This is a genomic window from Flagellatimonas centrodinii (assembly GCF_016918765.2).
Classification (GTDB): Bacteria; Pseudomonadota; Gammaproteobacteria; order Nevskiales; family Nevskiaceae; genus Polycyclovorans; species Polycyclovorans centrodinii.
The window spans coordinates 195521-220977 of record NZ_CP092104.1 but is presented as its reverse complement, the minus strand read 5'-3'; the positions used below and the strand labels follow the sequence as shown (position 1 = coordinate 220977).

27 protein-coding genes are annotated in these 25457 nt (G+C 65.9%); 22 read left to right on the top strand and 5 right to left on the bottom strand.

Annotated features, from left to right (window positions below; genetic code table 11):
* Positions 1–6: 6 nt before the first annotated feature.
* Together JN531_RS01035 and JN531_RS01030 are read right to left on the bottom strand one after the other, a co-directional pair.
* Complete coding sequence (locus JN531_RS01035; RefSeq protein ID WP_228346997.1) at positions 7–549, bottom strand: DUF1415 domain-containing protein; 543 nt, start codon at positions 547–549, stop codon at positions 7–9.
* 49 nt (positions 550–598) lie between these two features.
* Entirely contained in the window at positions 599–1474 is an 876-nt protein-coding gene (locus JN531_RS01030; RefSeq protein WP_228346996.1) for a DUF1295 domain-containing protein, read from the bottom strand.
* Positions 1475–1646: 172 nt separating this feature from the next.
* On the opposite strand from JN531_RS01030, the gene JN531_RS01025 reads away from it, so the two are divergent.
* The 19 genes from JN531_RS01025 to der all read left to right on the top strand — a co-directional run bounded on the left by JN531_RS01025 (position 1647) and on the right by der (position 19450).
* Positions 1647–2870: a patatin-like phospholipase family protein gene (locus JN531_RS01025; RefSeq protein WP_228346995.1), complete on the top strand. Its 1224-nt coding sequence runs from the start codon at positions 1647–1649 to the stop codon at positions 2868–2870.
* A gap of 133 nt (positions 2871–3003) precedes the next feature.
* Positions 3004–3270, top strand: a complete 267-nt coding sequence (gene yajC, locus JN531_RS01020) for a preprotein translocase subunit YajC (RefSeq protein ID WP_366522455.1) — start codon at positions 3004–3006, stop codon at positions 3268–3270.
* Between the two features lie 59 nt (positions 3271–3329).
* Entirely contained in the window at positions 3330–5180 is a 1851-nt protein-coding gene (secD, locus tag JN531_RS01015) for a protein translocase subunit SecD (protein WP_228346993.1), read from the top strand.
* An 11-nt stretch (positions 5181–5191) separates the two neighbouring features.
* Positions 5192–6121, top strand: coding sequence for a protein translocase subunit SecF (gene secF / locus JN531_RS01010; RefSeq protein ID WP_228346992.1), 930 nt, complete (start codon positions 5192–5194; stop codon positions 6119–6121).
* Between the two features lie 68 nt (positions 6122–6189).
* Positions 6190–6486, top strand: coding sequence for an H-NS histone family protein (locus tag JN531_RS01005; RefSeq protein ID WP_228346991.1), 297 nt, complete (start codon positions 6190–6192; stop codon positions 6484–6486).
* Positions 6487–6589: 103 nt separating this feature from the next.
* Positions 6590–7357 carry a serine O-acetyltransferase gene (gene cysE, locus JN531_RS01000; protein WP_228346990.1) on the top strand — a complete coding sequence of 256 codons (768 nt, stop codon included), beginning with the start codon at positions 6590–6592 and terminating at the stop codon, positions 7355–7357.
* 4 nt (positions 7358–7361) lie between these two features.
* Positions 7362–8480 (top strand): cysteine desulfurase family protein, encoded by a 1119-nt coding sequence (locus JN531_RS00995; protein ID WP_228346989.1) that lies wholly within the window; start codon positions 7362–7364, stop codon positions 8478–8480.
* A complete protein-coding gene (locus JN531_RS00990) occupies positions 8477–9622 on the top strand; it encodes a cysteine desulfurase family protein (protein WP_228346988.1) in 1146 nt (381 codons plus the stop codon). Before JN531_RS00995 ends, JN531_RS00990 begins: the two co-directional genes overlap by 4 nt.
* Positions 9619–10002: an iron-sulfur cluster assembly scaffold protein gene (locus JN531_RS00985; RefSeq protein WP_228346987.1), complete on the top strand. Its 384-nt coding sequence runs from the start codon at positions 9619–9621 to the stop codon at positions 10000–10002. Before JN531_RS00990 ends, JN531_RS00985 begins: the two co-directional genes overlap by 4 nt.
* Positions 9999–10325, top strand: coding sequence for a HesB/IscA family protein (locus JN531_RS00980; RefSeq protein ID WP_228346986.1), 327 nt, complete (start codon positions 9999–10001; stop codon positions 10323–10325). The genes JN531_RS00985 and JN531_RS00980 overlap by 4 nt, the downstream gene beginning before the upstream one ends.
* 95 nt (positions 10326–10420) lie before the next feature.
* Positions 10421–10852, top strand: coding sequence for a nucleoside-diphosphate kinase (ndk, locus tag JN531_RS00975; protein ID WP_228346985.1), 432 nt, complete (start codon positions 10421–10423; stop codon positions 10850–10852).
* A 36-nt stretch (positions 10853–10888) separates the two neighbouring features.
* Complete coding sequence (rlmN, locus tag JN531_RS00970; protein ID WP_228346984.1) at positions 10889–12085, top strand: dual-specificity RNA methyltransferase RlmN; 1197 nt, start codon at positions 10889–10891, stop codon at positions 12083–12085.
* Positions 12082–12879 (top strand): type IV pilus biogenesis/stability protein PilW, encoded by a 798-nt coding sequence (pilW, locus tag JN531_RS00965; RefSeq protein ID WP_228346983.1) that lies wholly within the window; start codon positions 12082–12084, stop codon positions 12877–12879. Before rlmN ends, pilW begins: the two co-directional genes overlap by 4 nt.
* The gene (locus JN531_RS00960) at positions 12876–13778 is read left to right on the top strand and encodes a RodZ domain-containing protein (RefSeq protein ID WP_228346982.1); all 903 of its coding nucleotides are present in this window, start codon (positions 12876–12878) and stop codon (positions 13776–13778) included. The genes pilW and JN531_RS00960 overlap by 4 nt, the downstream gene beginning before the upstream one ends.
* 23 nt (positions 13779–13801) lie before the next feature.
* A complete protein-coding gene (ispG, locus tag JN531_RS00955; RefSeq protein ID WP_228349962.1) occupies positions 13802–14905 on the top strand; it encodes a flavodoxin-dependent (E)-4-hydroxy-3-methylbut-2-enyl-diphosphate synthase in 1104 nt (367 codons plus the stop codon).
* Complete coding sequence (gene hisS, locus JN531_RS00950) at positions 14902–16170, top strand: histidine--tRNA ligase (RefSeq protein ID WP_228346981.1); 1269 nt, start codon at positions 14902–14904, stop codon at positions 16168–16170. The genes ispG and hisS overlap by 4 nt, the downstream gene beginning before the upstream one ends.
* 21 nt (positions 16171–16191) lie before the next feature.
* A complete protein-coding gene (locus tag JN531_RS00945; RefSeq protein ID WP_228346980.1) occupies positions 16192–16839 on the top strand; it encodes a YfgM family protein in 648 nt (215 codons plus the stop codon).
* A complete protein-coding gene (gene bamB, locus JN531_RS00940) occupies positions 16836–17966 on the top strand; it encodes an outer membrane protein assembly factor BamB (RefSeq protein ID WP_228346979.1) in 1131 nt (376 codons plus the stop codon). The genes JN531_RS00945 and bamB overlap by 4 nt, the downstream gene beginning before the upstream one ends.
* A gap of 62 nt (positions 17967–18028) precedes the next feature.
* Positions 18029–19450, top strand: coding sequence for a ribosome biogenesis GTPase Der (gene der, locus JN531_RS00935; protein WP_228346978.1), 1422 nt, complete (start codon positions 18029–18031; stop codon positions 19448–19450).
* 50 nt (positions 19451–19500) lie between these two features.
* Here the strand turns inward: der and JN531_RS00930 are convergent, their stop codons facing one another.
* Positions 19501–20481 carry a helix-turn-helix transcriptional regulator gene (locus JN531_RS00930; protein ID WP_228346977.1) on the bottom strand — a complete coding sequence of 327 codons (981 nt, stop codon included), beginning with the start codon at positions 20479–20481 and terminating at the stop codon, positions 19501–19503.
* 94 nt (positions 20482–20575) lie between these two features.
* Here JN531_RS00930 and JN531_RS00925 point away from each other — a divergent pair, with 94 nt between their 5' ends.
* The 3 genes from JN531_RS00925 (at position 20576) to JN531_RS00915 (ending at position 22633) form a co-directional block, all read left to right on the top strand.
* On the top strand, positions 20576–21058 hold the full coding sequence (locus JN531_RS00925; RefSeq protein ID WP_366522454.1) for an Mpo1 family 2-hydroxy fatty acid dioxygenase: 483 nt from the start codon (positions 20576–20578) through the stop codon (positions 21056–21058).
* 145 nt (positions 21059–21203) lie between these two features.
* Entirely contained in the window at positions 21204–21827 is a 624-nt protein-coding gene (locus JN531_RS00920; RefSeq protein WP_228346975.1) for a DUF1134 domain-containing protein, read from the top strand.
* Positions 21828–21919: 92 nt separating this feature from the next.
* Complete coding sequence (locus tag JN531_RS00915; RefSeq protein WP_228346974.1) at positions 21920–22633, top strand: Bax inhibitor-1/YccA family protein; 714 nt, start codon at positions 21920–21922, stop codon at positions 22631–22633.
* Positions 22634–22687: 54 nt separating this feature from the next.
* Here the strand turns inward: JN531_RS00915 and JN531_RS00910 are convergent, their stop codons facing one another.
* Both JN531_RS00910 and JN531_RS00905 read right to left on the bottom strand, forming a co-directional pair.
* Positions 22688–23584 (bottom strand): pseudouridine synthase, encoded by an 897-nt coding sequence (locus JN531_RS00910; protein WP_228346973.1) that lies wholly within the window; start codon positions 23582–23584, stop codon positions 22688–22690.
* A 15-nt stretch (positions 23585–23599) separates the two neighbouring features.
* Positions 23600–25384 carry a GspE/PulE family protein gene (locus JN531_RS00905; RefSeq protein ID WP_228346972.1) on the bottom strand — a complete coding sequence of 595 codons (1785 nt, stop codon included), beginning with the start codon at positions 25382–25384 and terminating at the stop codon, positions 23600–23602.
* Positions 25385–25457 lie beyond the last annotated feature (73 nt).

Below are 25457 nucleotides of genomic sequence, written 5' to 3'. Positions count from 1 at the left end.
CTCAGCTTAGCCCGCGCGGGCGCCGAACACCGTTTGTCGCGCTTCTGCCGACATTCCCTGCAGACGTGCGACATTGCGCTCGGGAATGGACTCCGCGTCCGGATGGGTGGCGGTGGCCGCCTCGACGCTGGCTTCCCGCAGCAGGTGCAGCAGCGGGTAGGGCGCACGGTTGGTGAGGTTGCCGGGGTCATGCGCCGGTACGCCGGCGAAGCGGTAGTCCGGGTGAAAGCTGGCGATCTGATAGACCCCCTCCCAGCCGAAGTGACGCAGCAGCGCCTCCGCGGGATCGAGGAAATCGTTGTAGTCCTCGAAGTCGGCCAGCATCGACGGGATGACAATCAGTGTGGTTTCGAGGGCTTCGACCGGCGTCTCGTCCAGCCGCACGCATTCCTCATGCAGGTCTCCCAGCAAGGCCTCGACGGTGTCGGCAAGGCTGACATGGATGCGGACGCGACGCTGCAGCAGGGGCTGGGCGGCGAACGGACACAGCCCGAGGCCGACAACAGCACGCTGCAGCCAGTCTTCGACGGCGGTGATCGTGGCGGTCATGGTGGCGGGCGTGTGCGGGGGTGGAGTCCCAGCTTACGCCGCCGTGGCGTCAGTCGCGACGCGGCGGCAGCGGCACCAGCGCCGAGACCCGTTGCATGTGCTCGGCATACGCGGGCCGCCTCACGACGCTGCGCTCATCCATGAACGGAATGCTGACGAAGACGAACATCACCGTCATCGCCAGCGCACCGGGAACGATCCAGAACCATTGATCCGGCGCCACCGCCAGTCCGAACAACATCAGGCCCCACCAGAAGCCCAGCTCGCCGAAGTAGTTGGGATGGCGCGACCAGGCCCACAGGCCGTGGCGGATGAAGCTGCCGGGCTCGCGTCGCTTGATGAAGGCGTGTAGCTGCAGGTCCGCCACGGTTTCGATGACGATGGCGCCCAGGGTGACGACGAAGGCCACGGCGTCGAGCCAGCCCAGCGGCGCCTGGCCGCGGGTCATGACCGCGTAGATCGGCAGGCAGCCGAGGAACACCTGGACCGTCGGGAAGACATGAATGCCGGCGAAGTCGGCCAGCGTGCCGAAGCGTCCGGCGCGCGCCCGGACCAATGGATAGCGCCAGTCTTCGTGGGTCAGTCCGCCCCAGTAGGTGGCCCAGTTGGCGGTGAGGCGGATCCCCCACAGCCAGACCAGCGCAATCACCATCACGGCGCGCGTCGGGTCGACCGCAACGCCCTCGAAATCGACATACCAATACACCGCCAACAGCGGCGGAATCACGCTCCAGTAGGCGTCGTAGAAGCTCGAATTGCGGTAGGCGAGGCTGAATCCGAAGATCACCACGGTGGCGGCAAGGTCGGCGACCAGGCTGTCCCAGGGGGGCGGCAGATCGCTGCCGAGCAGCACCGCCGCACCGACGGCGATGCACAGCAGATAGGCGATCAGGATGCGACTGTGATCGCGGAATGTGGCGGCCATGTGTGGTGCTCCCCGGGGCGGTGCCCTGTTGTGATGACGGCATGGTCAGGGTCGCGGCCCGCCGCCGCCTCCTCTTTGCGGAGTAGGGCGGGACGGTGGCGGGCCCGGCTGGCATCGAACTTGCGCCGATTTCGGCTTCCGGGCACCGCCCGTGCCCCTGCCGGAGGTCACCATGCCCAGATCCCTCGCCACTGCTCCTGCCACGGCGCCGGCCACCGGGCTGGTACTGACCGCCGGCGGCGCCCGCGGGGCCTACCAGGCCGGCGTGCTGAAGCGGATCAGCGAGCTGCCGGCCCTGCGCGATCGGCCGGTGCCGTTTCGCATCATCACCGGCGCCTCGGCCGGGGCGATCAACGGTGCCGCCATGGCCGCCTTCGCCGACGATTTCAGCGCGGGCGCCACGCAGCTCGCGCAGCTTTGGGGTCAGCTCAAGGTCACCGACGTGTTCCGTACCGACGGTGCCGCACTGGCCCGCAACGGGGCGCGGCTGGCGGTGGATCTGGCGCTGGGCGGGCTGATCGGTGGTGGCCGTACCGCCTCCCTGGTCGACGCCACACCGTTGCGGGCGTTCCTGGGGCGACACCTGCCGCTGGATCGCATCGCCCAGGCGATCGCCGACGGGCACCTCGATGCCCTGGCGATTACGGCCACCGGCTATCACTCCGGCAAGGCCTTCACCTTCGTCCAGGGGCGTGAGGGACTGCCCCTGTGGAACAAGCGCCGGCGGGTGGCGGTGGCGACGGCCATCACGGTCGACCACGTGCGCGCCTCGGCGGCGATTCCCATTGTGTTCGCACCGGTTCCGCTGGCGGTGGCAGGGACCACGCCCTATTTCGGCGACGGCGCGCTGCGGTTGACGACGCCCCTGAGCCCCGCCATCCGGCTGGGGGCCGATCGCCTGCTGGCCATCGGCGTGCGCTGCCCCGAGATTTCCGACCGTCTGCTGCGGACCGAAATGGCGCCGGCGGGCGGTGCTCTGGCGCCGCCCCACAGCCCGCCGCTGGCCCAGGTCTGCGGGGTGTTTCTCAACGCCATCTTTCTGGATCACCTGGATGCCGATATCGACCACCTGCTGCGCATGAATGAGCTGGTGGCGGCGCACATCGCAACGGCCGCCGAGCGGTCGCCGCAGGTCAACGAGCCCATGCGGGTGGTGGCGCCGCTGACGCTGTCGCCGTCGGCCGACATCGCCGTCATGGCGCGCACCCTGTCCCACCGCATGCCGCGGCATATCCGGTACCTGATGGACGGCCTTGGCACCCCGGATGCCCAGAGCGCCGACCTTGCCAGCTATCTGCTGTTCGACCAGGTGTTCACCCGTGAGCTGATCGACCTCGGGTATCGCGACAGCCATGGTCGAATCGACGAGATCGAGGCCTTCCTGCGGTTGCCTTGAGCACGGCGGCGGCGGCGGCGGGCGCTGTGCGATAATCCGGCGCTGTCATGACCCTTTTCCGGAGTTTACGGTGCTCGACTGGTTGATCCCCGCTGCCCACGCCCAACAGGCCGCTGCGCAGCCCAACGCGTTCATGCAGTTCTTTCCGCTGATCCTGTTGGTGGTGCTGTTCTATTTCATGTTGATCCGTCCGCAGATGAAACGGAACAAGGAGCACAAGCAGATGCTCGGCGCGCTCTCCAAGGGCGACGAAGTGGTCACCGGTGGCGGCCTCGCCGGCAAGGTGATCGAGCTCGGCGAGTCCTATGTGACGGTCGAAATCGCCGACAACGTCGCGGTCAAGGTGCAGAAGCCGGCGATCACCAGCGTGTTGCCGAAGGGCACGCTGAAAGCGCTGTAATCGTCCCCGCCTCGTCCCCCTGATGGAGCGCGCTGGCGGGAGACTGCCGGTGCTGTGTCATGAAACCCTATCCCACATGGAAGTTCGTCCTGCTGGCGCTGGTAGCGCTGGTCGGGCTGGTGTACGCCTCTCCCAACCTGTTCGGTGACGATCCTGCAGTGCAGGTGGTGCTCGACAGCGGCGGCGCACCGCCGGCCACGGTGGGTGAGACCATCGCCACGGCGCTGAACGATGCCGGCATCGATGCCGTTTCGAACCAGGCTGAAGGCGACCAGTGGGTGGTGCGGTTCGCCTCGGCCGACGACCAACTGGAAGCAGCCGACGTCCTGCGTCCGGCGCTGGGACGGGGATACGGCGTCGCCCTGAATCTGGCGCCGAAAACCCCCGACTGGCTGCAGGGGCTGGGGGCACGACCGATGAATCTCGGGCTCGACCTGCGGGGCGGCGTGCACTTCCTGCTGGAAGTGGATGTCGACGATATCCGTGCCAAGGCGAAGGACCGGTACCTCAACGACCTGCCTGCCTTTCTTCGGCGGGAAAACATTCGCTACAGCGGGCGGCGGGCGGTGGCCGACGGCGTCGAACTGGAGTTCCCCGACACTGAGCGCGCCGAGGCTGCACGCAGTGCGATCGTCGAAGAATTCCCGGAGATCGAGCTGACGCCGTCGCCCGACGACCCCTTGAAGCTGTCGGTGCAGCTGTCCGAGGCCGAGGCCAAGCGGCTGGTCGATTTTGCGGTGCGACAGAACCTCACCACGCTGCGCAACCGTGTCAACCAGTTGGGCGTGGCAGAGCCGGTGGTGCAGCGCCAGGGCGAGGCGCGCATTGTCGTGCAGTTGCCCGGTGTGCAGGACACCTCGCGGGTGAAGGATCTGTTGGGGGCGACCGCTACCCTTGAATACCGCGCGGTCTCGGAGGCCGATGCCAATGCGGCCGCCGCCACCGGGTTGGCGCCGCCGGGGACCGAACTGTTCTTTACCCGCGAGGGCAACCGCCCGGTGCTGTTGATGCGGGAGACCATTGCTGCGGGCTCGCAGCTGATTGATGCCTCGGCGACGGTTGACGAGAACGGCCAGCCGGCGGTCAGCGTGACGCTCGACGGCGCCGGCGCCAAGCGCATGTTCGCGTTTACCGAGAACAACGTCGGCAAGCCGATGGCGGTGCTGTTCCGTGAGCGCGAGGTGGTGACCAACTACAACGCCAAGGGCGAGCCGATGCGGGAACAGCGCGAAATCGAGGAAGTGATCTCGATTGCCACCGTCCGCGGCGTTTTCGGCAAGCGCTTCCAGACCACCGGGCTGACCAGCAAGGAGGCCCATGACCTGTCGCTGCTGCTGCGGGCCGGTGCATTGGCGGCCCCGGTCGAGATCATCGAGGAGCGGACCGTCGGCCCCAGCCTGGGCGCTGACAACATCGCCCAGGGGCAGATGGCCGCGCTGATCGGCCTGGTCGCGGTCATGCTGTTCATGGCGGTCTACTACAACGTCTTCGGACTGGTCGCGAACGTGGCGTTGCTGCTCAACCTGGTGTTGGTGGTGGCGGTGATGTCCGCCATCCAGGCGACCCTGACCATGCCCGGGATTGCCGGTGTGGTCCTGACGCTGGGCATGGCGGTAGACGCCAACGTCCTGATTTACGAGCGTATTCGCGAGGAATTGGCGGGGGGAGCCGCGCCGCATGAGGCGATCGAATCCGGCTACGGCCGGGCCTTCCTCACCATCGCCGACTCCCAGCTGACCACGTTGATCGCGGCCGTCGTGCTGTTCGCGCTCGGCAGCGGTCCGGTGAAGGGCTTCGCCGTGACCCTGTCGATCGGTATCGTCACCTCGATGTTCACCGCGATTGTTGCCAGCCGGGCGCTGGTTCATCTTCTGTTTGCCCGCCGGTCGCTGCGCGACCTGCCGGTCTGAGGGGCGGTTTCATGCGTTTGCTGTCGCGTGTCCCCAACATCAATTTCATGGCGATTCGGCGTCCGATGCTGGCGTTTGCCGTGGTCACGACGCTGGTTTCGCTGGCGCTGGTCGGTCTGCGAGGTCTCAATTTCGGCCTCGACTTCAGCGGCGGCGTACTGGTTGAGGTGGTCTATGCCGAGTCGGTGGCACTTGATCCGGTACGGGCCCGCCTCGACGATGCTGGCCTGACCGGGGCGACCGTTCAGTATTTCGGCTCGTCAACCGACGTCATGATCCGCTTGGGTCCGGATGCGGCGGAGGGGGCCGGCCAGATTTCCACTCGTATTCTCGAGGCCCTGTCGGCCGATGGTCCGGCACTGGAAGTGCGGCGAGTCGAGTTCGTTGGTCCGCAGGTGGGCGATGAGCTGGCCACTGACGGTGCGCTGGCGGCACTGTTCGCGATTATCGGCATTCTGATTTACGTGGCATTCCGGTTTGAATGGAAATTCGCCGTGGGATCGATTGTTGCCACCGTTCACGATGCATTTCTGGTGCTCGGCTGGTTTGCGTTGCTCGGGATTGAATTCGATTTGACGGTTCTTGCCGCCATTCTGGCGCTGATCGGATACTCGCTGAATGACACTATCGTGGTGTATGACCGTATTCGCGAAAACTTCATCGACCAGCGGCGTGCATCCACCGTTGATGTGGTGAACCTGTCGGTCAACCAGACCCTGGCCCGGACCATTGTGACCGGCGGCACCACCCTGTTCGTGCTGACGGCACTGTTCTTTCTCGGCGGCAGCGCCGTGCACGGGTTTTCCATCGCGTTGATTGTCGGCATTCTGGTAGGCACCTATTCCTCCGTCTTTATTGCCAGCTCGATGGTGTTGGTATTGGGCGTGACCCGGGAAGATCTATTGCCGCCCCAGGACGAAGAGATCGACGAAACCCCTTGATCCCGTTGTAAAGCGCCGATGGCGTGCATTAATATGCACGCCCGCTTCACCTCAATATGGATGAATAAATGGCCCGGTATCAGGATATTCTCAAGCAGATTGAAGACCTCAAGCAGGAAGCCGAGTCCGTACGACGCGCAGAACTGCAGTCCGTGATCAACGAGATCAAGGACAAGATGGCGGCCCACGGACTGACCGTGGCTGATCTGCAGGGGCGTGGTCGTGGCAGCAGGAAGTCCAAGGTGGCGCCGAAGTATCGCAACCCGGCCACCGGCGAAACCTGGACCGGCCGCGGTCGTTCGCCGCGTTGGCTGGCCGAGGCCGAGGCTGCCGGCAAGTCGCGGGCATCGTTTCTGATCGGCTGAGCATCCGCTGCAGTGAACAAGCCCGGCCCAGTGCCGGGCTTTTTCATGGGCAGCGTCCGGGAGGCGGCCTTACACTACGCATCCACTGCGGAATGGGGTTCCCATGTTCCAGCGCATCCGAGACGACATCGCCAGCGTGTTCCAACGTGATCCGGCCGCCCGGACCACCTGGGAAGTGCTGACCTGTTATCCGGGGCTGCATGCCGTCTGGGCCCATCGTCTGAGCCATTGGCTGTGGCATCGGGGTCTGCGCTGGTTGGCGCGCTGGCATGCCGGCATCTGGCGCTGGCTGACCGGCATCGAGATTCATCCGGGCGCCCGCATCGGGCGACGTCTGTTCATCGATCACGGCATGGGGGTGGTCATCGGCGAGACCGCGGACGTGGGCGATGATGTCACCCTCTACCACGGCGTCACCCTGGGCGGCGTCAGTTGGAACAACGGCAAGCGCCACCCAACCTTGGGTAACGGGGTGGTCATCGGCGCCGGCGCCAAGGTCCTGGGGCCGATCGAGATTGGTGTCGGCGCCCGCATCGGCTCCAACTCGGTGGTGGTCAAGCCGGTGCCGGCGGGCGCCACGGTGGTGGGGATCCCTGCCCGCATCGTGCAGGAAGCGCAGCCGCCGTCCGAGGCGCATACCGCGTTGGCCCAGTCGCTCGGCTTCGATGCCTACGGTCTGTCGCGGGACATGCCCGACCCGGTGGCTTTGACCCTGTCGAAGATGCTGACCCACATCCAGCAGCAGGATGCACAGCTGCACCGCATCTGCGAGGCACTGCGGGCCCACGATGTCGGTATCCGCGAGGCGGATCTGGAGACGCTGGAATTGCCGGCGTTCTGCCGCGACGCCACCGCCGCCGACCGCGACTGAGCCGGTGGCGATTTACCTGGACCACAACGCCACCACGCCGTTGGCACCCGAGGTGCTGGAGGCGATGCTGCCCTATTTGACCGGCCCCTACGCCAATGCCTCGTCTCTGCATCGGTTGGGACGGGCGGCACGTGATGCCGTCGAACAGGCGCGGGGCGAGGTCGCGGCGCTGGTCGGCGCCCGGCCGCAGGATGTGATCTGGACCTCGGGGGGTACCGAGGCGAACAACCTCGCACTCAAGGGGCTGCTGAGCCCGGGGGTGCCTGCCCGTATTGCCTACGGGGCCACCGAGCATCCCGCGGTAATGGAGGCGGCGGAATCCTTGCGGACCTCGGGGGTCGACGTGGTGGCGCTACCGGTCGATGGCGATGGGCTGTTGCAGTCGGAAGGGTTGGCGCATGCGCTGCGCCAGCCGACCCTGCTGGTGTCACTGATGCGCGCCAACAACGAGACCGGCGTCCTGCATGATCTGGCGACACTGGCACCGCAGATCCATGCCGCGGGGGCGCTGCTGCACGTCGATGCGGTGCAGGCCGCTGGCAAGCTGGCGCTGGATGTCACCACGCTCGGTGCTGACCTGCTGAGCCTTTCCAGCCACAAGCTCTATGGGCCGAAGGGCGTCGGCGCCCTGGTGCGCGTGGCGCCGGTGGACCTGCAGACCCAGCAGCACGGTGGAGCACAGGAAGGCGGGCTGCGGGGCGGCACGCTCAACGTCCCCGCGATCGTCGGGTTTGGCGCGGCCTGCGCCCAGGCGCAGGCCCAGCTGGAATCGCGGATGGACCACATGTTGGCGCTGCGGCAGCGCCTGGAGGCCGGGCTGCGCACGTGCGCCGGGGTCCGCATCTTCGCAGAGGCGGCCGAGCGGCTACCCAATACCGTGCAGTTCGCCTTGCCGGGGTGGGCCGGCGAGGCCTTGCTGATGCAGCTCGACCGTCGGGGCTTTTGCGTTTCCAGTGGCTCGGCCTGTGCCAGTGGCAGCGGCGAGCCCAGTCATGTGCTGCTGGCGATGGGCGTGGACCCCGACGTCGCGTTCGGCGCCGTGCGTGCCAGCCTGGGGATCGGCAACACGGTGGATGAAATCGATGCATTCATCGACGCACTGCGGGCGCTGGCCACGCCATGATCGACCTCGACCATGCCGCCACCACCCCGCTGGCCGCCGAGGCGCTGGATGCGATGTGGCCCTGGCTGTCGCAACGTCATGCCAATCCGGCGTCGGATCATGCTGACGGCCGACGTGCCCGTCAGGCCGTCGAACAGGCGCGCGGTGAGGTGGCCGACCTGATGGGCGCGGCGCCGGCCGACCTGGTGTGGACCAGTGGCGCCACCGAGTCGATCAATCTGGCGCTGAAGGGGGCGCTCGAGTTTCGCGGCGTCCGCGGGGCCCATCTTGTCAGCAGCCGCATTGAACACAAGGCAACGCTCGACACCCTGCGCTGGCTGGAAGCCCAGGGCCATCGCGTGACCTGGCTGACCCCCGACCGCGAGGGCCGGATCTCGGCGGACCAGGTGCGGGCGGCGCTGCGCCCGGATACCGCGCTGGTGAGCCTGATGTGGGTCAACAACGAATTGGGCGTGATCAATCCGATCGAGGCCCTGGCGCCGGAACTGCGCGCCCGCGGGATCCTGTTTCATGTCGATGCCGCCCAGGCGGCTGCCTGGCTGCCGATCGATCTGCGCCAGGTGCCGGTGGACCTGCTGTCGCTGTCGGCGCACAAGCTTTACGGCCCCAAGGGCATCGGCGCGCTTTATGTCTGTCGACGGCCACGCGCCCGGCTGTCCCCGCAGCTGCACGGCGGTGGCCAGGAGCAGGGCATGCGGTCGGGCACGCTGCCGACGCACCAGATTGTCGGCTTCGGCGCGGCGGCACGCGCCGTTGCTGCCCAGCGCAGCGAGGGTGCTACCCGTGTCGCTGCGCTTCGCGAGCGGTTGTGGCGAGCCCTGTCGGAGGCACTGGCGGGCCAGCTGCAGCGAAATGGAGGGGGCCCGGTGGCGCCACACATCCTCAACGTCAGTTTTGACGGTGTCGATGGCGAGGCATTGCGGGCCCGGCTGCCGGGTCTGGCGGTCTCCAGCGGCGCGGCCTGCTCCTCCGCCACCCGCGAACCCTCGTTCGTGTTGCGGGCGCTGGGCCATGCCGATGCGCTCGCCGACGCCTCGCTGCGGCTGTCGTTGGGGCGCGGCACCACTGCCGCCGAGATCGACGCTGCTGCTGCCGCTGTAGCCGATGCCGTTCGCACCCTGCGCAACTGGGCGCCGGCATGATGGAGAACGTGTTCGGGTATCCCGCGCCGGTATGGCGGCGGTTTGTCGCGCCGGCCAGGGTGGGGCGCCTTGACGGGCCGGACTGCCGTCAGGTGATCGTCGGCAGCCCCGCGGCGGCCGCGCAACTGGCGGTGAGCATCCGATGTGTCGACGGGCGCATCCTCGAGGCCCGGTTCCAGGCCCTCGGATGCCCGGTGACGGTGGCGGTGGGGCAGTGGCTGACCGAAGTGCTCCCGGACCAGTCTTGGCCGCCGTCGACCGATGGCGTGGCCGCCACCTGCCGGGCGGCGCTTGAAATCGGCGCCGACAAGGCCCACTGTGGTCTCATGGCAGAAGATGTCGTGCGGGCGATGGTCCGCCTTGCCGAGGAAACCTCATGAATGATGTACAACTGACAGAAGCCGCCGCCCGGCGCATCCGCAACCAGCTGGAATCGCGAGGGCGCGGCGTTGGATTGCGGGTGGGGGTCAAGCGGTCCGGCTGCTCGGGCTATGCCTACACCCTCGACTATGCCGATGCGATTGCCGATGGCGATCTGGTCTTCGAGCAGCACCAGGCCAAGGTGGTGGTGGCGCGCGAGCATCTGCAGCAGCTGACCGGCATCACCGTCGACTTTCAGCGGGACGGCCTGAACGAGAGCTTCAAGTTCCTCAATCCCAACGTCAAGGCCACTTGTGGCTGCGGAGAGAGTTTCGCCGTCTGAAGCCCGTATCACCGGCGGCTGACATGACGGGCGTTGTATACTTCCGGGCTTTCTTTTCACGGGCGCACCGCCCGACCGACCCGAGGAGTTGAACCGTGGCTGTGGAACGTACCCTGTCGATCATCAAGCCGGACGCTGTTGCCAAAAACCACATCGGCGACATTTATGCCCGCTTTGAAAAAGCCGGCCTCAAGATCGTCGCTAGCCGCATGATGCACCTTACCGAAGGCGAAGCCGGCGGTTTCTACGCCGTGCACAAGGAACGCCCCTTCTTTGGCGATCTGGTGCGCTTCATGACCAGCGGTCCGGTGGTCGTGTCGGTGCTCGAAGGTGAAAGTGCCGTCGTCACCCATCGCGACATCATGGGCGCAACCGATCCGAAAAAGGCTGAAGCCGGCACGATCCGCGCCGATTTTGCCGAGAGCATCGACGAGAACGCCGTTCACGGCTCCGACAGCCTCGAGAATGCGGCGACCGAGATCGCCTACTTCTTCCGCGCGATCGAACTCTGCCCGCGCACGCGCTGAGACCGACGGCCGAGCGCTTTCGGCCGTGATCCCCCCATGAACGCCCACTCCGCCCCTGAACCGCACGTCGTGGACCCGTCCACCGGCCCGGGGGCGGAGCGGGTGAACCTGTTCGGGCTTGATCGCGAACACCTGCGGGAGGCGTTTGCCCGCATGGGTGAAAAGGCGTTCCGGGCCGATCAGGTAATGCAGTGGATGTACCGTCGCGGTATCGACGACTTTGCCGAGATGAGCAATCTCAGCCGCGATCTGCGCAACCGCATGGCCGATCATTTCGAGGTCCGTCCGCCGGAGCTGGTGGCAGAACAGACTTCGGTTGATGGCACCCGCAAGTGGGGGCTGCGACTGTCGGGGGGCAACGCCATCGAGACGGTGTTCATCCCTGAAGGTGACCCGGAAACCCGCCGCCGCGACCCGGTGGACGGGGTTGCCGGCCGTTATCGCGGCACCCTGTGCGTGTCCTCGCAGGTCGGGTGCGCGATGGATTGCAGCTTCTGCTCCACTGCGCAGCAGGGTCTCAATCGCAACATGACAGCCGCCGAGATCATCGCCCAGGTCTGGTTTGCGGCGCGCACCCTGGGGTGCAACTTCCAGACTGATCGCAATATCTCCAACGTCGTGTTCATGGGCATGGGGGAGCCGCTGGCCAATTACCAGGCGGTACTCACAGCGATCCGCGTATTGCTCGATGACCACGGCTTCGGCCTGTCGAAGCGCCGTGTCACCGTCTCCACCAGCGGTCTGGTGCCATTCATGGATCGCCTCCGCACCGACGTCGACACCGCATTGGCGGTGTCCCTGCACGCCCCGGTCGATTCGCTTCGTGATCAACTGGTGCCGATCAACCGAAAGTATCCGGTGGCCGAGCTGATGGCGGCCTGTCGCCGCTATACCGATGGCAAGGATCGCAAGGCGCACATCGTCTACGAATACGTGATGCTCGATGGCATCAACGACAGCCCGGCACTGGCGCGCGATCTGGCACGTCTGTTGAACGGGATGCCGGCCAAGGTCAACCTGATTCCCTTCAATCCGTTCCCCGAGACCGACTACCGGCGCTCCTCTCCGGAACGGATTCGGGCGTTTTCAGACGTGCTGCGCGGCAAACGCATCGTCACCACCGTTCGCAAGACGCGGGGCGACGATATCGACGCGGCCTGCGGACAACTCGTCGGTCGGGTGGAGTCCCGCCAGAAGAACCGCCTGCGCGGCATCCCGGTGGTGAGCCAATGAATCCGCAGGCCCGCCACCGACACCCGACGGCTGCATCCCCGGTGATCACGGGCGTCCGGGTACTGTCGACGGCAGTCGTGCTGTGTCTCGCGCTGGCGGTGTCCGCCTGCGCCAGCAAGGGCCTGTCCTCCGAAGACCGGCAGGAGGCGGCACGCATCAACACCCAGCTCGGTGCGGACTACCTGCGCCGTGGCCAGTTCGTGCAGGCCGAAGACAAACTCAAGCGTGCCTTGCACTACGCGCCTGACATGTCCGTCACCTGGTCGGTGATGGGGGTGTTGCACCAGCGGCTGGGCGAGCCGGACAAGGCCGAGCAGGCCTTTCGCAAGGCATTGGCACTGGCGCCCGGCGACCCCTCGGCGCGCAACAATCTGGGGGTGTTCTTGTGCGAGCGTGAACGCCAGGCTGAAGGGGTCAGGCTGCTGCTCGCCGCCGCCGAATCGCCGCGCTACGCCACACCCGAGGCGGCCTGGACCAATGCAGCCGTTTGCCTCCGCGAGAGCGCGCCGGTCGAAGCCGAAGGTTATCTGGTGCGGGCGCTGGAGCATGACCCGTCGTTTCCCGATGCGCTGGCGCAGCTTGCCGCGATAAGCCTGTCGCGACAGGATGCGGTTCGCGCACGCGCGCTGCTCGAGCGCTATGAGGCGGTCGCACCGCCCACCGCCGAGACGCTGCTGTTGCGGGTGCGGGCCGAGCGTGCCCTGGGGAACCCGGAGGCGGCTGCACGATACTTGCTACGGTTGAAAGCCGATTTTCCCGAATCCCCAGAAGCCGTCCAGAAGCCGAATTCATGACCGCTGAACAACTCCCCCCCGAAGGTTCCGAAGTGCCCGTCGAGCACTCACAAGCGCCGGCACCGGCCTCGCCTGGCGCACTGATCCGCGCAGCGCGCGAGGCCCGGCAGATGAGTCTGGAGACGCTGGCGGATCAGACGAAGCTGGCGCGCAACACCCTGGAAGCCCTGGAAACCGACGATTTTGGTGCCTTGCTTGAGCCTGTCTACGTGCGTGGCTACTACCGCAAATGCGCCAAGGTGCTGGACGTGCCGGAAGACCAGCTGCTGGCGGCCTATGCCAGTCGGGTGACGCCCAGTGCGCCGCGCATGCCCGCCAAGATCCGGCTGTCACCGAGCAAGGGGGACGGCGCGGGTTGGTTGGCGCGGCTCGTCAGTATTGTCCTGTTGATCGGCGTGATCGGGGTGGCGGTGTTCCTGTGGATGGAACGTGGCCGGACGATTGAAGCGGGGGTGCCCAGCGCGCCGGAGACCGCGGTTGCCGTCAACCCGCTGCGCAGCGTGACGCCGTCACCGACCCCCGCCGATGCCGCCATAGTGGCGCCGACGGCAGCGGATGACGTGGCCGTATCCGACGACAATGCAGCGGTTGTTGCACAACCCGTCCCGACACCAACGTCGTCGCCGTCCCGGGACGCCACGTCGGATGAGGTGCAGCTGACACTGCGGTTCACCGAAACCTCGTGGGTGCGGGTCAATGACGGCGCCGGGGCGGCGCTGATCAACGGCCTGATGAACCCGGGCCAGGATCAGCAGTTACGCGGTACACCGCCATTGTCGGTGTTTCTCGGCAACGCCCCGGGCGTTGAGCTCCTGGCGAACGGCACCGCCATCGATCTGGCCCCGTTCACGCAGACCAACAACACTGCGCGCTTGCAGCTGCCGTTGTCGGCTGACTGAGGCGGAGGAGTATTCCGGTGGCGATGAGAAGCCAGCACCAGATCGTGCGCCGGCCGACACGGGCAATCCGTGTTGGCCGCGTGACCGTCGGTGGTGACGCGCCGATCGCGGTGCAGACCATGACCAACACTGACACCGAGGACGTCGCCGCCACCGTCGCCCAGATTCAGGCGGCACAGAAGGCCGGCGCCGACATCGTCCGGGTGTCAGTACCAACCTTGGCCGCGGCGCGTGCATTCGGCGAGATCAAGCGCGCCGTCGGTTACATGCCGCTGGTGGCGGATATCCACTTCAATTACAAATGTGGCCTGGCGGCAGCCGAAGCCGGCGCTGATTGCCTGCGCATCAACCCCGGCAATATCGGTGGCGAGCGCAAGGTCGATGAAATCGTCGCTTGCGCGCGACACCACGGGATCCCGATCCGCATCGGGGTCAACGCCGGATCGCTGGAAGCCGATCTGCAGGAGAAGTACGGCGAGCCCAACTCGGATGCGCTGGTGGAATCCGCGTTGCGCCACATCGACCTGTTGATGAAGCGGGACTTCCAGGAGTTCAAGGTCAGCCTCAAGGCCTCGGATGTATTCATGACCGTCGAGGCGTACCGCAAGCTGTCGGCACAGATCGAGCAGCCCCTGCATCTGGGCATTACCGAAGCCGGGGGCGCCCGCGCCGGTGCGGTAAAGAGTGCGATCGGGCTTGGCATGCTGCTGGCGGAAGGCATCGGCGATACCCTGCGGGTGTCGTTGGCTGCCGACCCGCTAGAGGAGGTCAAGGTGGGTTGGGACATCCTCAAGTCGCTACACCTGCGTAACCGTGGGATCAACCTGGTGGCCTGCCCCAGTTGCTCGCGACAGAATTTCGATGTGGTCAAGGTGGTGGCCGAGCTGGAGCAACGTTTCGACGGCATCGACGAGCCACTGGATCTGGCGGTGATCGGCTGCGTCGTCAATGGCCCGGGCGAGGCACGCGAGGCCGCGCTGGGGGTGGCGGGCGGTCGCCCCAACTCGATCTATGAGGATGGCCGCATCCAGCACAAGGCGCACAATGACGATCTGGTGGACCGGCTCGAAGGGCTGGTGCGCGCCAAACTCGAAGCTCGCCGCAAGGCGCGTGAGGCGGCACCGTGAAGTTGCAGTCACTGCGTGGCTTCAACGATATCCTGCCGGCCGACACGGCGATCTGGCAGCACGTTGAGGCCACCGCCGCCGCGACCTTCGCGGCCTATGGCTACCGCGAGATCCGGACGCCGTTGCTGGAGCACACGGCGCTGTTCAAGCGGGCCATCGGCGAAGTCACCGACGTCGTCGAAAAGGAAATGTTCAGCTTTGATGACCGTGAGGGTGACAACCTCAGTCTGCGACCGGAAGGCACCGCCAGTTGTGTGCGCGCCGGGCTGGAGCATGGGCTGTTGCACAACCAGCAGCAGCGGCTTTGGTACGCCGGACCGATGTTCAGGCACGAGCGGCCACAGGCCGGCCGCTATCGGCAATTTCACCAGATCGGTGCCGAGGTTTATGGCGTGCCCGGTCCGGATATCGACGTCGAGGTCATTGCCTTGTCGGCGCGACTGTTGCGTCGGCTCGGACTCGACGGCGTGCAGCTCGAGATCAACTCGCTCGGCAACAGCGACAGCCGCGCCCGCTATCGACAGGCCTTGACCGGTTTTCTGCAGCAGCATGCAGCCGCGCTGGACACCGATTCGCAGCGGCGACTGCTGAGCAACCCGCTACGGGTGCTCGACTCCAAGGTGCCGGCGACACAGGCGCTGGTGGCCGATGCGCCGCGCATCACCGATTTCCTCGACGACGATGACCGCGCGCACTTCGATGGCCTGCAGCAGGGGCTGGCGGATCTCGGCATCGACTTCGTGGTGAACCCGCGGATCGTCCGCGGCCTCGACTACTACGCGCGTGGCGTGTTCGAGTGGACCACCACCCAGCTCGGCAGCCAGGGTACGGTGTGCGCTGGCGGGCGGTATGATGGCTTGGTGACCCAGCTGGGCGGCGCAGCGACGCCGGCGGTGGGGTGGGCCTGCGGAATCGAGCGTCTGATCCTGCTGATGAAAGCCGCGAATGTAGAGACCCCCTCGCAGGCGCCACATGCGGTGCTCTGTACCCAAGGGGACGCTGCGGCGCGTGCTGCTGCCCGATTGGGCGAGAGCCTGCGGGATGCGCTGCCGGCGCTGCGGCTGGTGGTCAGTGCTGGCGGCGGCAAGCTCAAGAGTCAGCTATCTCGCGCTGATCGACTGGGCGCCGCAGTGGCCCTGGTACTGGGTGACGCCGAGCTTGCCGACGGCGTCATTCAAGTAAAATCCCTGCGGAATGCTGCAGAACCGGCGATGATCGCCCAATCAGAACTGCCGGGCCATCTCGGCGGTCTGCTACACACCTAACATCAGGACGAGAAACGGACCGTGGCGACGCACTACGACGACGAAGCACAAATCGACGCCCTCAAGAAGTGGTGGCACGAGAACTGGAAGGCGCTGGCCGCCGGTCTGGGCATCGGTCTTGCCGCCATTTTCGGCTGGGAGGGCTATCAGGGTGCCCGTGAGGGCAAGTCGCTGCAGGCATCACAGATTTACGATGACCTCCAGGTGGCCCGCACCGACGGCGCTGCCGACGAGGTCCGCCGCATGGCCGATACCTTGGCGCGCGAATTCTCCGGAAGTCCTTATGCGGCGATGGCGCGTCTGGTGCAGGCGGAGCTCGCGGTCGAACAGGGGGACCTGGACGCTGCCCGGGTGGCGCTGCTGTGGGTTGCGGACAATGGTGACGACGACGGGCTGGTGGCGATTGCCAACCATCGCCTGGCCCGTGTTGACTTTCAGCGCGGGCAGGTTGAGGCGGCGCTGGAGCGTCTGTCGTCCGAGCCTGTCGGCTTTGAAGCCCTGTACGCCGAGCTGCGCGGCGACGTGCTGTTGACCCAGGGGGACCGCGTTGCGGCGCGAGCCGCCTATGTCCAGGCCTTGGCGGCGCTGGACGATACCGCGCCGAATCGCATGCTGTTGCAGTTCAAGATCGATGATCTGGCCGATGTCGAACCGGTGGCGCAGTCATGAGCCGCCTGTTTGGAGTCGTCATCGCGGCGTTGGTGCTGGTGGCCTGTTCCGGCAAGGACAATGTGCGAGAGCCGGCCGAACTGCAGGACATCGCCAGCCCGGCGGTAAAGGCAGAACGGCAGTGGTCGCGCTCCGTGGGGCACGGCGATCTGTTCTCGCGGTTGCAGGTGGCATCGGCGCCGGATGCACTGTTTGTCGCTGATCAACAAGGTCGGGTCAGGGCACTGGATGCGGTGAACGGAAAGCCGGTCTGGGAAGCCCGAACCGAGACGCGCGCCATCGCTGGGCCGGCCGTTGCCGGGGAGGACGTCTTGATCGGCACCCTCGACGCCGAAGTGATTGCCCTGGCGCGGGCCGATGGCAGCGAACGCTGGCGGACAAAAGTGTCGAGCGAGGTCATGGCTGCACCGGTCAGCACTCGCGATCTGGCGATCGTTCGCACGGTCGACGGTCGCCTTCATGCCCTGTCGTTGGAAGACGGGACCCGACGCTGGACCTTCGACCGCATCGTTCCCAACCTGACCTTGCGCGGGCTGTCACCACCGCTGTTGCATGGCGGGCGTCTGTTCGTGGGTATGGACAATGGCCGCATGGTTGCCCTGAATCCGGCGACCGGCGAAGTGCTGTGGGAGCAGGTGATTGCCGCGCCGACCGGTCGCAGCGAACTGGAACGACTCGCGGATATCGACGCTGCCCTGGTGGCCGACGGCGCTGAGCTCTATGTGGCCAGTGTCGGCGGCGAAGTGGCCTGTGTTGACGGCGAAACCGGGCAGGTCCTGTGGCGGCGGAGCATCTCCAGCTACAGTGGCATGACGCTGGCCGCCGACAAGGTGGTGGTGACCGATACCGATGGCCGGGTGTGGGCGCTTGATGCGCGGACCGGTGCCGCTGCCTGGAAGCAGGAGGCATTGCTGTATCGCCGCCTGTCCGCACCGGTGATGCTCGACGGTCTCCTGATGACTGGCGACTTCGATGGCTATCTGCATTGGCTGTCGCCGTCGACCGGCGAAATCGTCGGGCGCCTGCGGGTTGGCGACTCGCCGCTTCAGGGTGTTCCGGCGACGCTCGACGGCCGCGTCGTGGTGTTGAACCGCGACGGCCGCCTGGCCTCGGTCGGTGTGCAGTAAATAGCCAAGCACAAGCGGTGGCGTGCCGATCCCGGCACTGGATGTCAGATTGAGGCGGCGCGATGAGTGAAGCTGTAAACGTGCAGGCGCCGCTTCCGAGGCTGGTGCTGGTCGGCCGCCCCAATGTCGGCAAGTCAACGCTGTTCAACCGGTTGACCGGCACCCGCGCGGCGCTGGTCGCCGATTTTGTCGGTCTGACCCGCGACCGCCAGTACGGCACCGGTCGGCACGATGACAAGTCCTTTGTCGTGATTGATACCGGCGGCCTGATGCCGGAGTCGAGCGAGCCACTGGCCGCCCTTGCCGAAGACCAGGCGCGGCTGGCCTTGGCCGAAGCCGACCATGTGCTGTTCCTGGTCGACGGCCGGGTCGGACGCCACCCCAGTGACGAAGCCATTGGCCAGTTTCTGCGTCGGTTGGGCAAGCCGGTGACCTTGTTGGTCAACAAGGCAGAAGGCCAGACCCGCACCGCCATTGGCGCTGATTTCTATGCGCTCGGGCTTGGCGAGCCACGCGCCATTTCGGCACAGCATGGCGACGGCATCGGCATTCTCCTCGACGAATTGCTGCAGCCTTTTGAACAGTTCCCGGAAGCCCCGCCCGATGCTGACGGCCGGATTCGCGTCGCCATCGTCGGGCGCCCCAATGTCGGCAAATCGACCCTGATCAACCGTCTGCTCGGCGAAGAGCGGATGCTGGCGGCCGACCTTCCCGGCACCACGCGCGATGCCATCGAGGTGCCGTTCGAGGTCGAGGGTCGTGCTTTCACGCTCATCGACACCGCCGGGGTCCGGCGCCGGGCCCGCGTCAGCGAAGTCATCGAGAAGTTCTCGATCGCCAAAACCCTGGACGCGATCGAACGTGCCCATGTGGTGATCGCGGTGGTGGATGCCCATGACGATATCGGGGATCAGGATGCCCGTCTCATAGGCATGGTGGCCCAGCGCGGGCGTGCGCTACTGCTTGCGGTCAACAAGTGGGATGGCCTTGATGATGGTGAGCGTGAACAGGTCCGCTACCAGGTAGACCTGAAGCTGCCGTTTCTCGATTTCGCCCCGCTCCACTACATTTCCGCACGCCATGGTTCCGGCGTTGGCGTGTTGATGCGGGAAGTGGTGGAGGTGGCCGATGCAACCATGAAGGACCTGCCGACACCAGCGCTGACCCGGGAGCTGGAACATGCTGTCGCCCGTCATTCGCCGCCAGCGGTGGTCGGGCGCCGGATCAAACTGCGGTACGCCCATCAGGGTGGACGCAACCCGATCCGGATCATCGTCCATGGCAATCAGACTGACCGCGTGCCGAATGCCTACAAGCGCTACCTGGCGAATCATTTCCGCGAGGTGTTCAAGCTCAAGGGCGTGCCGCTGCTGGTCGAATTCAAGACCGGTGACAACCCGTTCAAGCACAAGGTCAATGTGCTGACGCCGCGCCAGGTGAAGAAAAAGAAGCGGCTGATGGCGCGCGTCAAGGGCCGTCGCTAGGGGCCTTTGCACCACGCTGCGCTCGGTATCCTGAGCGCAGCGTGGTGGGGTCAGTCGTCCGGGTAGACCAGCGCCGCCAGTTCGGTCCGGCTGTAGACGCCCAGCTTGCGGTAGATCCGATAAAGGTGGTTGGCAACCGTGGACGGCGCGACGCCGATCTTGCGGGCGGCCTGCTTGAACGACAGGCCCTGGGAGACTGCCAGCACGATCTCGCGTTCCCGCGCGGTGAGTCGGTCCAGCGGACCCGGCGGCCACAGGTGAACGATCCACATGTCGCCGAGGGCTTCGCAGCGAACGCACAGGCGATCATTGAGCAGATGGGGCGTGTCCGGTTCGGGCAGCTCGAAGGGCACCTCGAACGCTTCCTCACGGTCGGGGAAGTGTTCGTCCAGCATGTCGAGAAACCGGGGCTGCGCCTCATGGAAGCGTCCCTCGCAATCCACCACCGCCGCCGCTGCAGCCGGCAGACGCTGGTGATTGCGCGCCAGATGCAGGAAGAAGACGTGCGACGCGGCGTTGAACAGGTGGTAGGGGATCCGCCGCTGGCGGGCCAAGTCGTCCTCATTCCATGTGGCATCGCGGTCGCGTCGGTAGAGGGTCAACAGCGAGTAGAGGCCGCTACGGCCATCAAGGTGGGCAGTCGACAGGCCGCGGGAGATGCCGAATGGTTCGAAGGTGCGCCGATAGAATGCTGATTTGAAGAATTCGGCGTCTGGCACCACTGACCGGAAATCGACGGGCCGATCAAGGTTCTGCAGGATCACCGGCAGCATGGGGTTGATCGGGCGGGTCTCCTCGAGCACCCGCGGAAAGTCCTCTGGCAAACCGCCGGTGATCGTGACGGTGTGGAATTTCCAGTCCGAGACCAGGCCGGTCCCCCACAGGGCGAAGTCGTGTGGCACCAGCTTCGCCCACTCGGTCAGCGCCCAGGCACGATAATGCTCGGGGGCAATGGACAGCGCCCACCGGTACAGGTGAGCGATATAGCGGTCGACCGGGTCGACGGTATCCGCCGGGGTGGGGCGCCTCATCACGATCTCGGTGTGGGGGGTTTTTTACTATGGTCTAACGCCATCGCCCTGAGCATACTCAATGTTCACGAAAACGCCACACGGCGAGCGAGCAATGCGGCAACTCGACACCTGGCTGGACGACTACGCGGCCTCTCATCAGAACCCCGTCAACAAGGCCTTTCACTGGGCCTGCGTGCCACCGATCGTGTTTTCGATCTGGTGTGCGTTCAAGGCAATCCCGGTGGGCAACGCGGTCTTCAATCCCGCGACGGCGGTCATCGCCTTCATGGTGTTGTACTACCTGCGCTTGTCCTGGCGGTTGGCTGCGGGGATGGTTGTCGCATCGGTGCCGGCCTATCTCGGCGTGCTCGCGCTGGAGCATGTCAGCCCGGGCACTGGCGTTTTCCTCGGCATCGCCGCCACCATTTTCGTGGTGGCCTGGATCGGGCAGTTCATCGGTCATCACATTGAGGGTGCCCGTCCATCCTTTTTCAAGGACCTGCAGTTTCTGATGATCGGCCCATTGTGGTTGCTGGCGCATCTTTATCGTCGCCTCGGCTGGCCAATTTCCGACACGGCGCATTCGCGCGCCTGATACCGGCTCTTGTGGGGTAGGGAAATTAGCGGTCCTTCGGGGCCGCTTTCTTTTTGTGCGCGTCGCCGGTCGGCGGCAACCGGGTTCATGGACGATTCAGTCGATCAGGCGTTCAATAGGGTTCCACTGATTGAAGAGAAGCACCATGAACCGCCTGATCGTGAGCGTGCTCGCCCTCGTCGCGTTGGTCGTCGGCACCTCGGTCCATGCCGATGTCGAGCCGATCGAAGAACGTGGCAAGAACTACAGCACCTTCTCCACCGAGAAGGACGCCGAGCTGTCGCAGCAGACCTACAGCGAGGAGGAGGTGCGCAAGGCGGCGGAGGCGTTCTTCGACGGCGCCAGTGAAGGCATCGGCAAGGCGTTGGAGCGGGCGTTTGCCGACTACGGACGCCCCAGTGCCTACATTCTGGGTGAGGAGGGCGGCGGTGCCTTTGTGGTCGGTCTGCGCTATGGACAGGGCACGCTGCAGTACAAAGCAGGTGGCGCCATGCCGGTGTGGTGGCAGGGGCCGTCGATCGGCTGGGACTTCGGGGGTAACGCCTCCAAGGTGTTCACGCTGGTCTACAACCTCCGGAGTACCGACAGCCTGTTTCAGCGGTTTCCCGCAGTTGACGGCAGTCTTTACGTCGTCGCTGGGGCCGGGCTGAACTACCAGCGTAGCGGTGACGTCGTGCTGGCGCCGATCCGCACCGGGGTCGGACTGCGGGCCGGGGCCAGTCTCGGCTATGTGCACTACACCCGGGAACCCAGCAAGAATCCGTTCTGAGGTCGCAGGCGAGCGTGGAACCTGCTGCCGCGCACGGGGTCTATAACGTACACTGAAGTCCCTGTTTTCCTGATCCATTACGAGGTCGAGCAATGAGCTGGAATGAAACGCAGCGCCCGATACCGGTGCGGACGTCGTCTCCCGGGGCCTATCGCCCGGAGGCCCGGCCGGTCTCCGCACTGCAGACCAACGCAGTCCTTCGCAACACCTATTGGTTGTTGTCGCTGACCCTGCTGTTCTCGGCGGGCATGGCGGCGATGTCGATGGCGATGCGGGTACCGCCGCTGCACTGGGCGGTGATGCTGGGCGGGATGTTCGGACTGCTGTTCCTCACCCACGCCACGCGCAACAGTGCCTGGGGTTTGCTGTCGGTGTTCGCCTTCACCGGGTTCATTGGCTTCGCCACCGGTCCGGTGATCACGGCTTATCTGACGGCGTTCTCGAACGGCGCGGAGCTGGTAATGATGGCAGCCGGCGGTACCGGCGCGATCTTCCTCGGGCTGTCGGCCTATGCGCTCACCACCAAGCGTGACTTCTCGGGCATGGGCAAGTTCCTGTTCATCGGCCTGATGGTGATTGTCATCGCCTCGATCGCCAACATCTTCCTGAACATCTCGGGTCTGGCACTGGCCGTATCGACAGCCGCCATCGCGATCTTTTCCGGTCTCATCCTCTACGACACCCAGCGGATCGTGCAGGGCGGTGAAACCAACTACATTTCCGCCACGGTGGGCCTGTATCTGAGTGTCTACAACCTGTTCATGAGTCTGCTGCAGCTGGGCGGATTCCTCGGCGGCGAAGACTGAGTTCCGCCATCCCGTTGCCAGGGGCCCGGTCGCGATGACCGGGCCTTTTTTTGCTCAACTTCTGGGCCAATCGAGCCGCTGCTCGCTGCGGAAGTGTCGCGGCGTGCCTGATAGCGGATCCGTGAAGTGAAGGTCAGCCGCCAGCAATTGCAGCGGCCGGGCCGGATCGTCCGCCATCACGGAGGGCCGGACCTCGGGATATAACGGATCGTGACGGATGGGTGCGCCCAGCGCCGCCAGGTGAACCCGCAGCTGGTGTTTGCGCCCGGTGACCGGGTACAGCCTGTAGCGCGCCCAGGCGCCCTGCTGGCTCACGTATTCGAAACGGGTCAGGCTGTTCGCAGGACCGTCGATCTCATGCATCCGGAAAAACGGGTGGCCCCGGACCAGACGACTGCTTCGATGGTCAGGCAGTCGTGGCGCTGCCGGCACGATGGCCTCGTAGCCCTTGTGAATGGCGCGCTGCGCGAACAGGCGCTGGTAGGCCGCGCGGGTGTCACGGCTGACCGAGAACAGGACCAGACCCGCGGTCGCGCGATCGATGCGGTGCAGCGGCACGAGGTCGCGCAGACCGGTGTCGCGTCGCAGGCGGGTCAACAGGGTGTGCTCGACAAAACGACCGGCCGGGATCACCGGGAGAAAGTGCGGTTTGTCCGCCACCAGCAGGTGGGCGTCGCGGTACAGCACGTTCGCCTCGAACGGGATCGGGGTTTCATCACGAACTTCACGGTAGTAGCGGATGCTCGCGCCGACCCGATACGGTGCGTCCACCGGCAGGGCCAGTCCGGCGTCATCCAGCACCCGGCCGTTCAACAGGCGGGTGCGCCACTCGTCAACCGGGACGTTGGCGAAGTGCTGCTGGAGGAAACTCAGCAGGTCGGGCCATTGGCCCTCCGGCAATTGAAGGCGGCTGGCCGGTACGCCGTTGTCGGGAGGGGCAGACCTCGGCATGGGCGTCGCCAGACCCTAGAGGGTTGGCGGCATCACCGCGATGCCCTCCGCCAGCGCGGTGTCGCCCGCCGCCACCCGCAGGGCCGCCGCCCGTCGCAGCGGCGTCATGCCGGCGGCCCGGGCGGCGCGGCGCAAGGCCTCGTCATCGCCATCGGCGCGGATCTCCGCCCGCACTGCGGCAGACAGTGGCAACATTTCATAGAGCCCGATACGGCCGTGAAAGCCGGTCTCGCGGCAGTGGGGGCAGCCCTTGGGAAGGTACACGGTGGCGGGGGCGGCGACACCGCTGTCACCGCTGAACGCTGCCCAGTGGTCGAGGTCGACCGGGCCGGGTTGCTTGCAGTGCTCGCAGAGGCGGCGGACCAGACGCTGGGCCACGGCGCCGAGCAACGTTGCCCGGATCAGATAGGGCGGAACCCCCAGATCAATCAGCCGGGTAATCGCGCCCGGCGCGTCATTGGTGTGAAGGGTCGACAGTACGAGATGGCCGGTCAAGGCCGCCTGGACCGCTACTTCGGCGGTCTCCAGATCGCGGATCTCGCCGATCATGATGATGTCCGGGTCCTGCCGCAGCAGGGCACGCACGCCGTCGGCAAAGTTCAGGCCGATGGCGGGGTTGACCTGCATCTGGTTGAAGCTGGGCTCGACCAGTTCGATCGGGTCCTCGATGGTGCAGATATTGACCTCCGGCACCGCCCGCATCCGCAGCGTGGTGTATAGCGTGGTGGTCTTGCCGGAGCCCGTGGGGCCGGTGACCAGGACGATGCCGTGGGGCTGCGCCACCATGGTGCGCCATTGCTGCTCGTCCGCCGGATCGAAACCGAGGGCGGCGAAGTCCTTGACCAGCACATCCGGATCGAAGATCCGCATGACCAGCTTCTCGCCGAACGCGGTCGGCAACGCCGACACCCGCAGCTCGATCTCGCGGCCGGCCGGCGAGCGGGTTTTGATGCGTCCGTCCTGGGGGCGGCGCTTCTCGGCGAGGTCCATCCGTGCCAGCATTTTCATGCGGCTGGTCACCGGCGGCATCACCGCCGCCGGGATCTGATAGACGTCGTGCAGGCGACCATCAATGCGGAACCGGACCCGCCCATGTTCGCGACGCGGCTCCAGGTGAATGTCACTGGCACGACTTTCGAAGGCGTACTGCAGCAGCCAGTCGACGATGGCCACAATCGGCTGCGCTTCGGCGTCCAGCTTGCCCTTGCGGGACAGTTCCACCAGTTGTTCGAGATTCTGCAGGTTGCCGGCCATCGGCCGTCGATCACGGGCCTGCTCGGCACCCTGGACCGAGCGGGCGAGGGCATAGAACTCACCCAGATAGCGTTCGATGTCCTGCGGGTTGGCGAGAACCCGACGGATACGGCGGTTGACCACCGGTTCGAGGTCGCGCACCCATTCCTGCCACCAGGGTTCGGCGGTCGCCACCACCACTTCCTCGGCGGTCACCCTCACCGGGAGGATCTGCGCGCGGGCAGCGTAGGCATACGGCACCAGGGTGGTGATGCCACTGACATCCATGCCCAGCGGATCCACCCGGAAGTAGGGCAGGCCCGACTGCGTCGCCAGCCATTGCGACAGCGCATCGGCGGTCCAGGTGCCGGTCGGGCCGTCGGTACGGGGCAGGGCGGAATCCGCGATCAGCAGTAGTGGATGGCGGGTGGTGGCGGGTTGTTGCGACTGACGAACCCAGCACTCGCGGGCATCACGGGCGCTGACCGCCCCGTCGGCGACCAGATCGTCTAGCAGTTCGCGCAGGGCCAGCCTGCGTTCGCGAAGTGGCGGTGTCGGAGCATTCATGCAGTAACGCTAGCATTTCCCGGCGTGGGTGTCGGAAGGCGGGCGACCGGCGGTGTCGGCATCGGGCACAGCC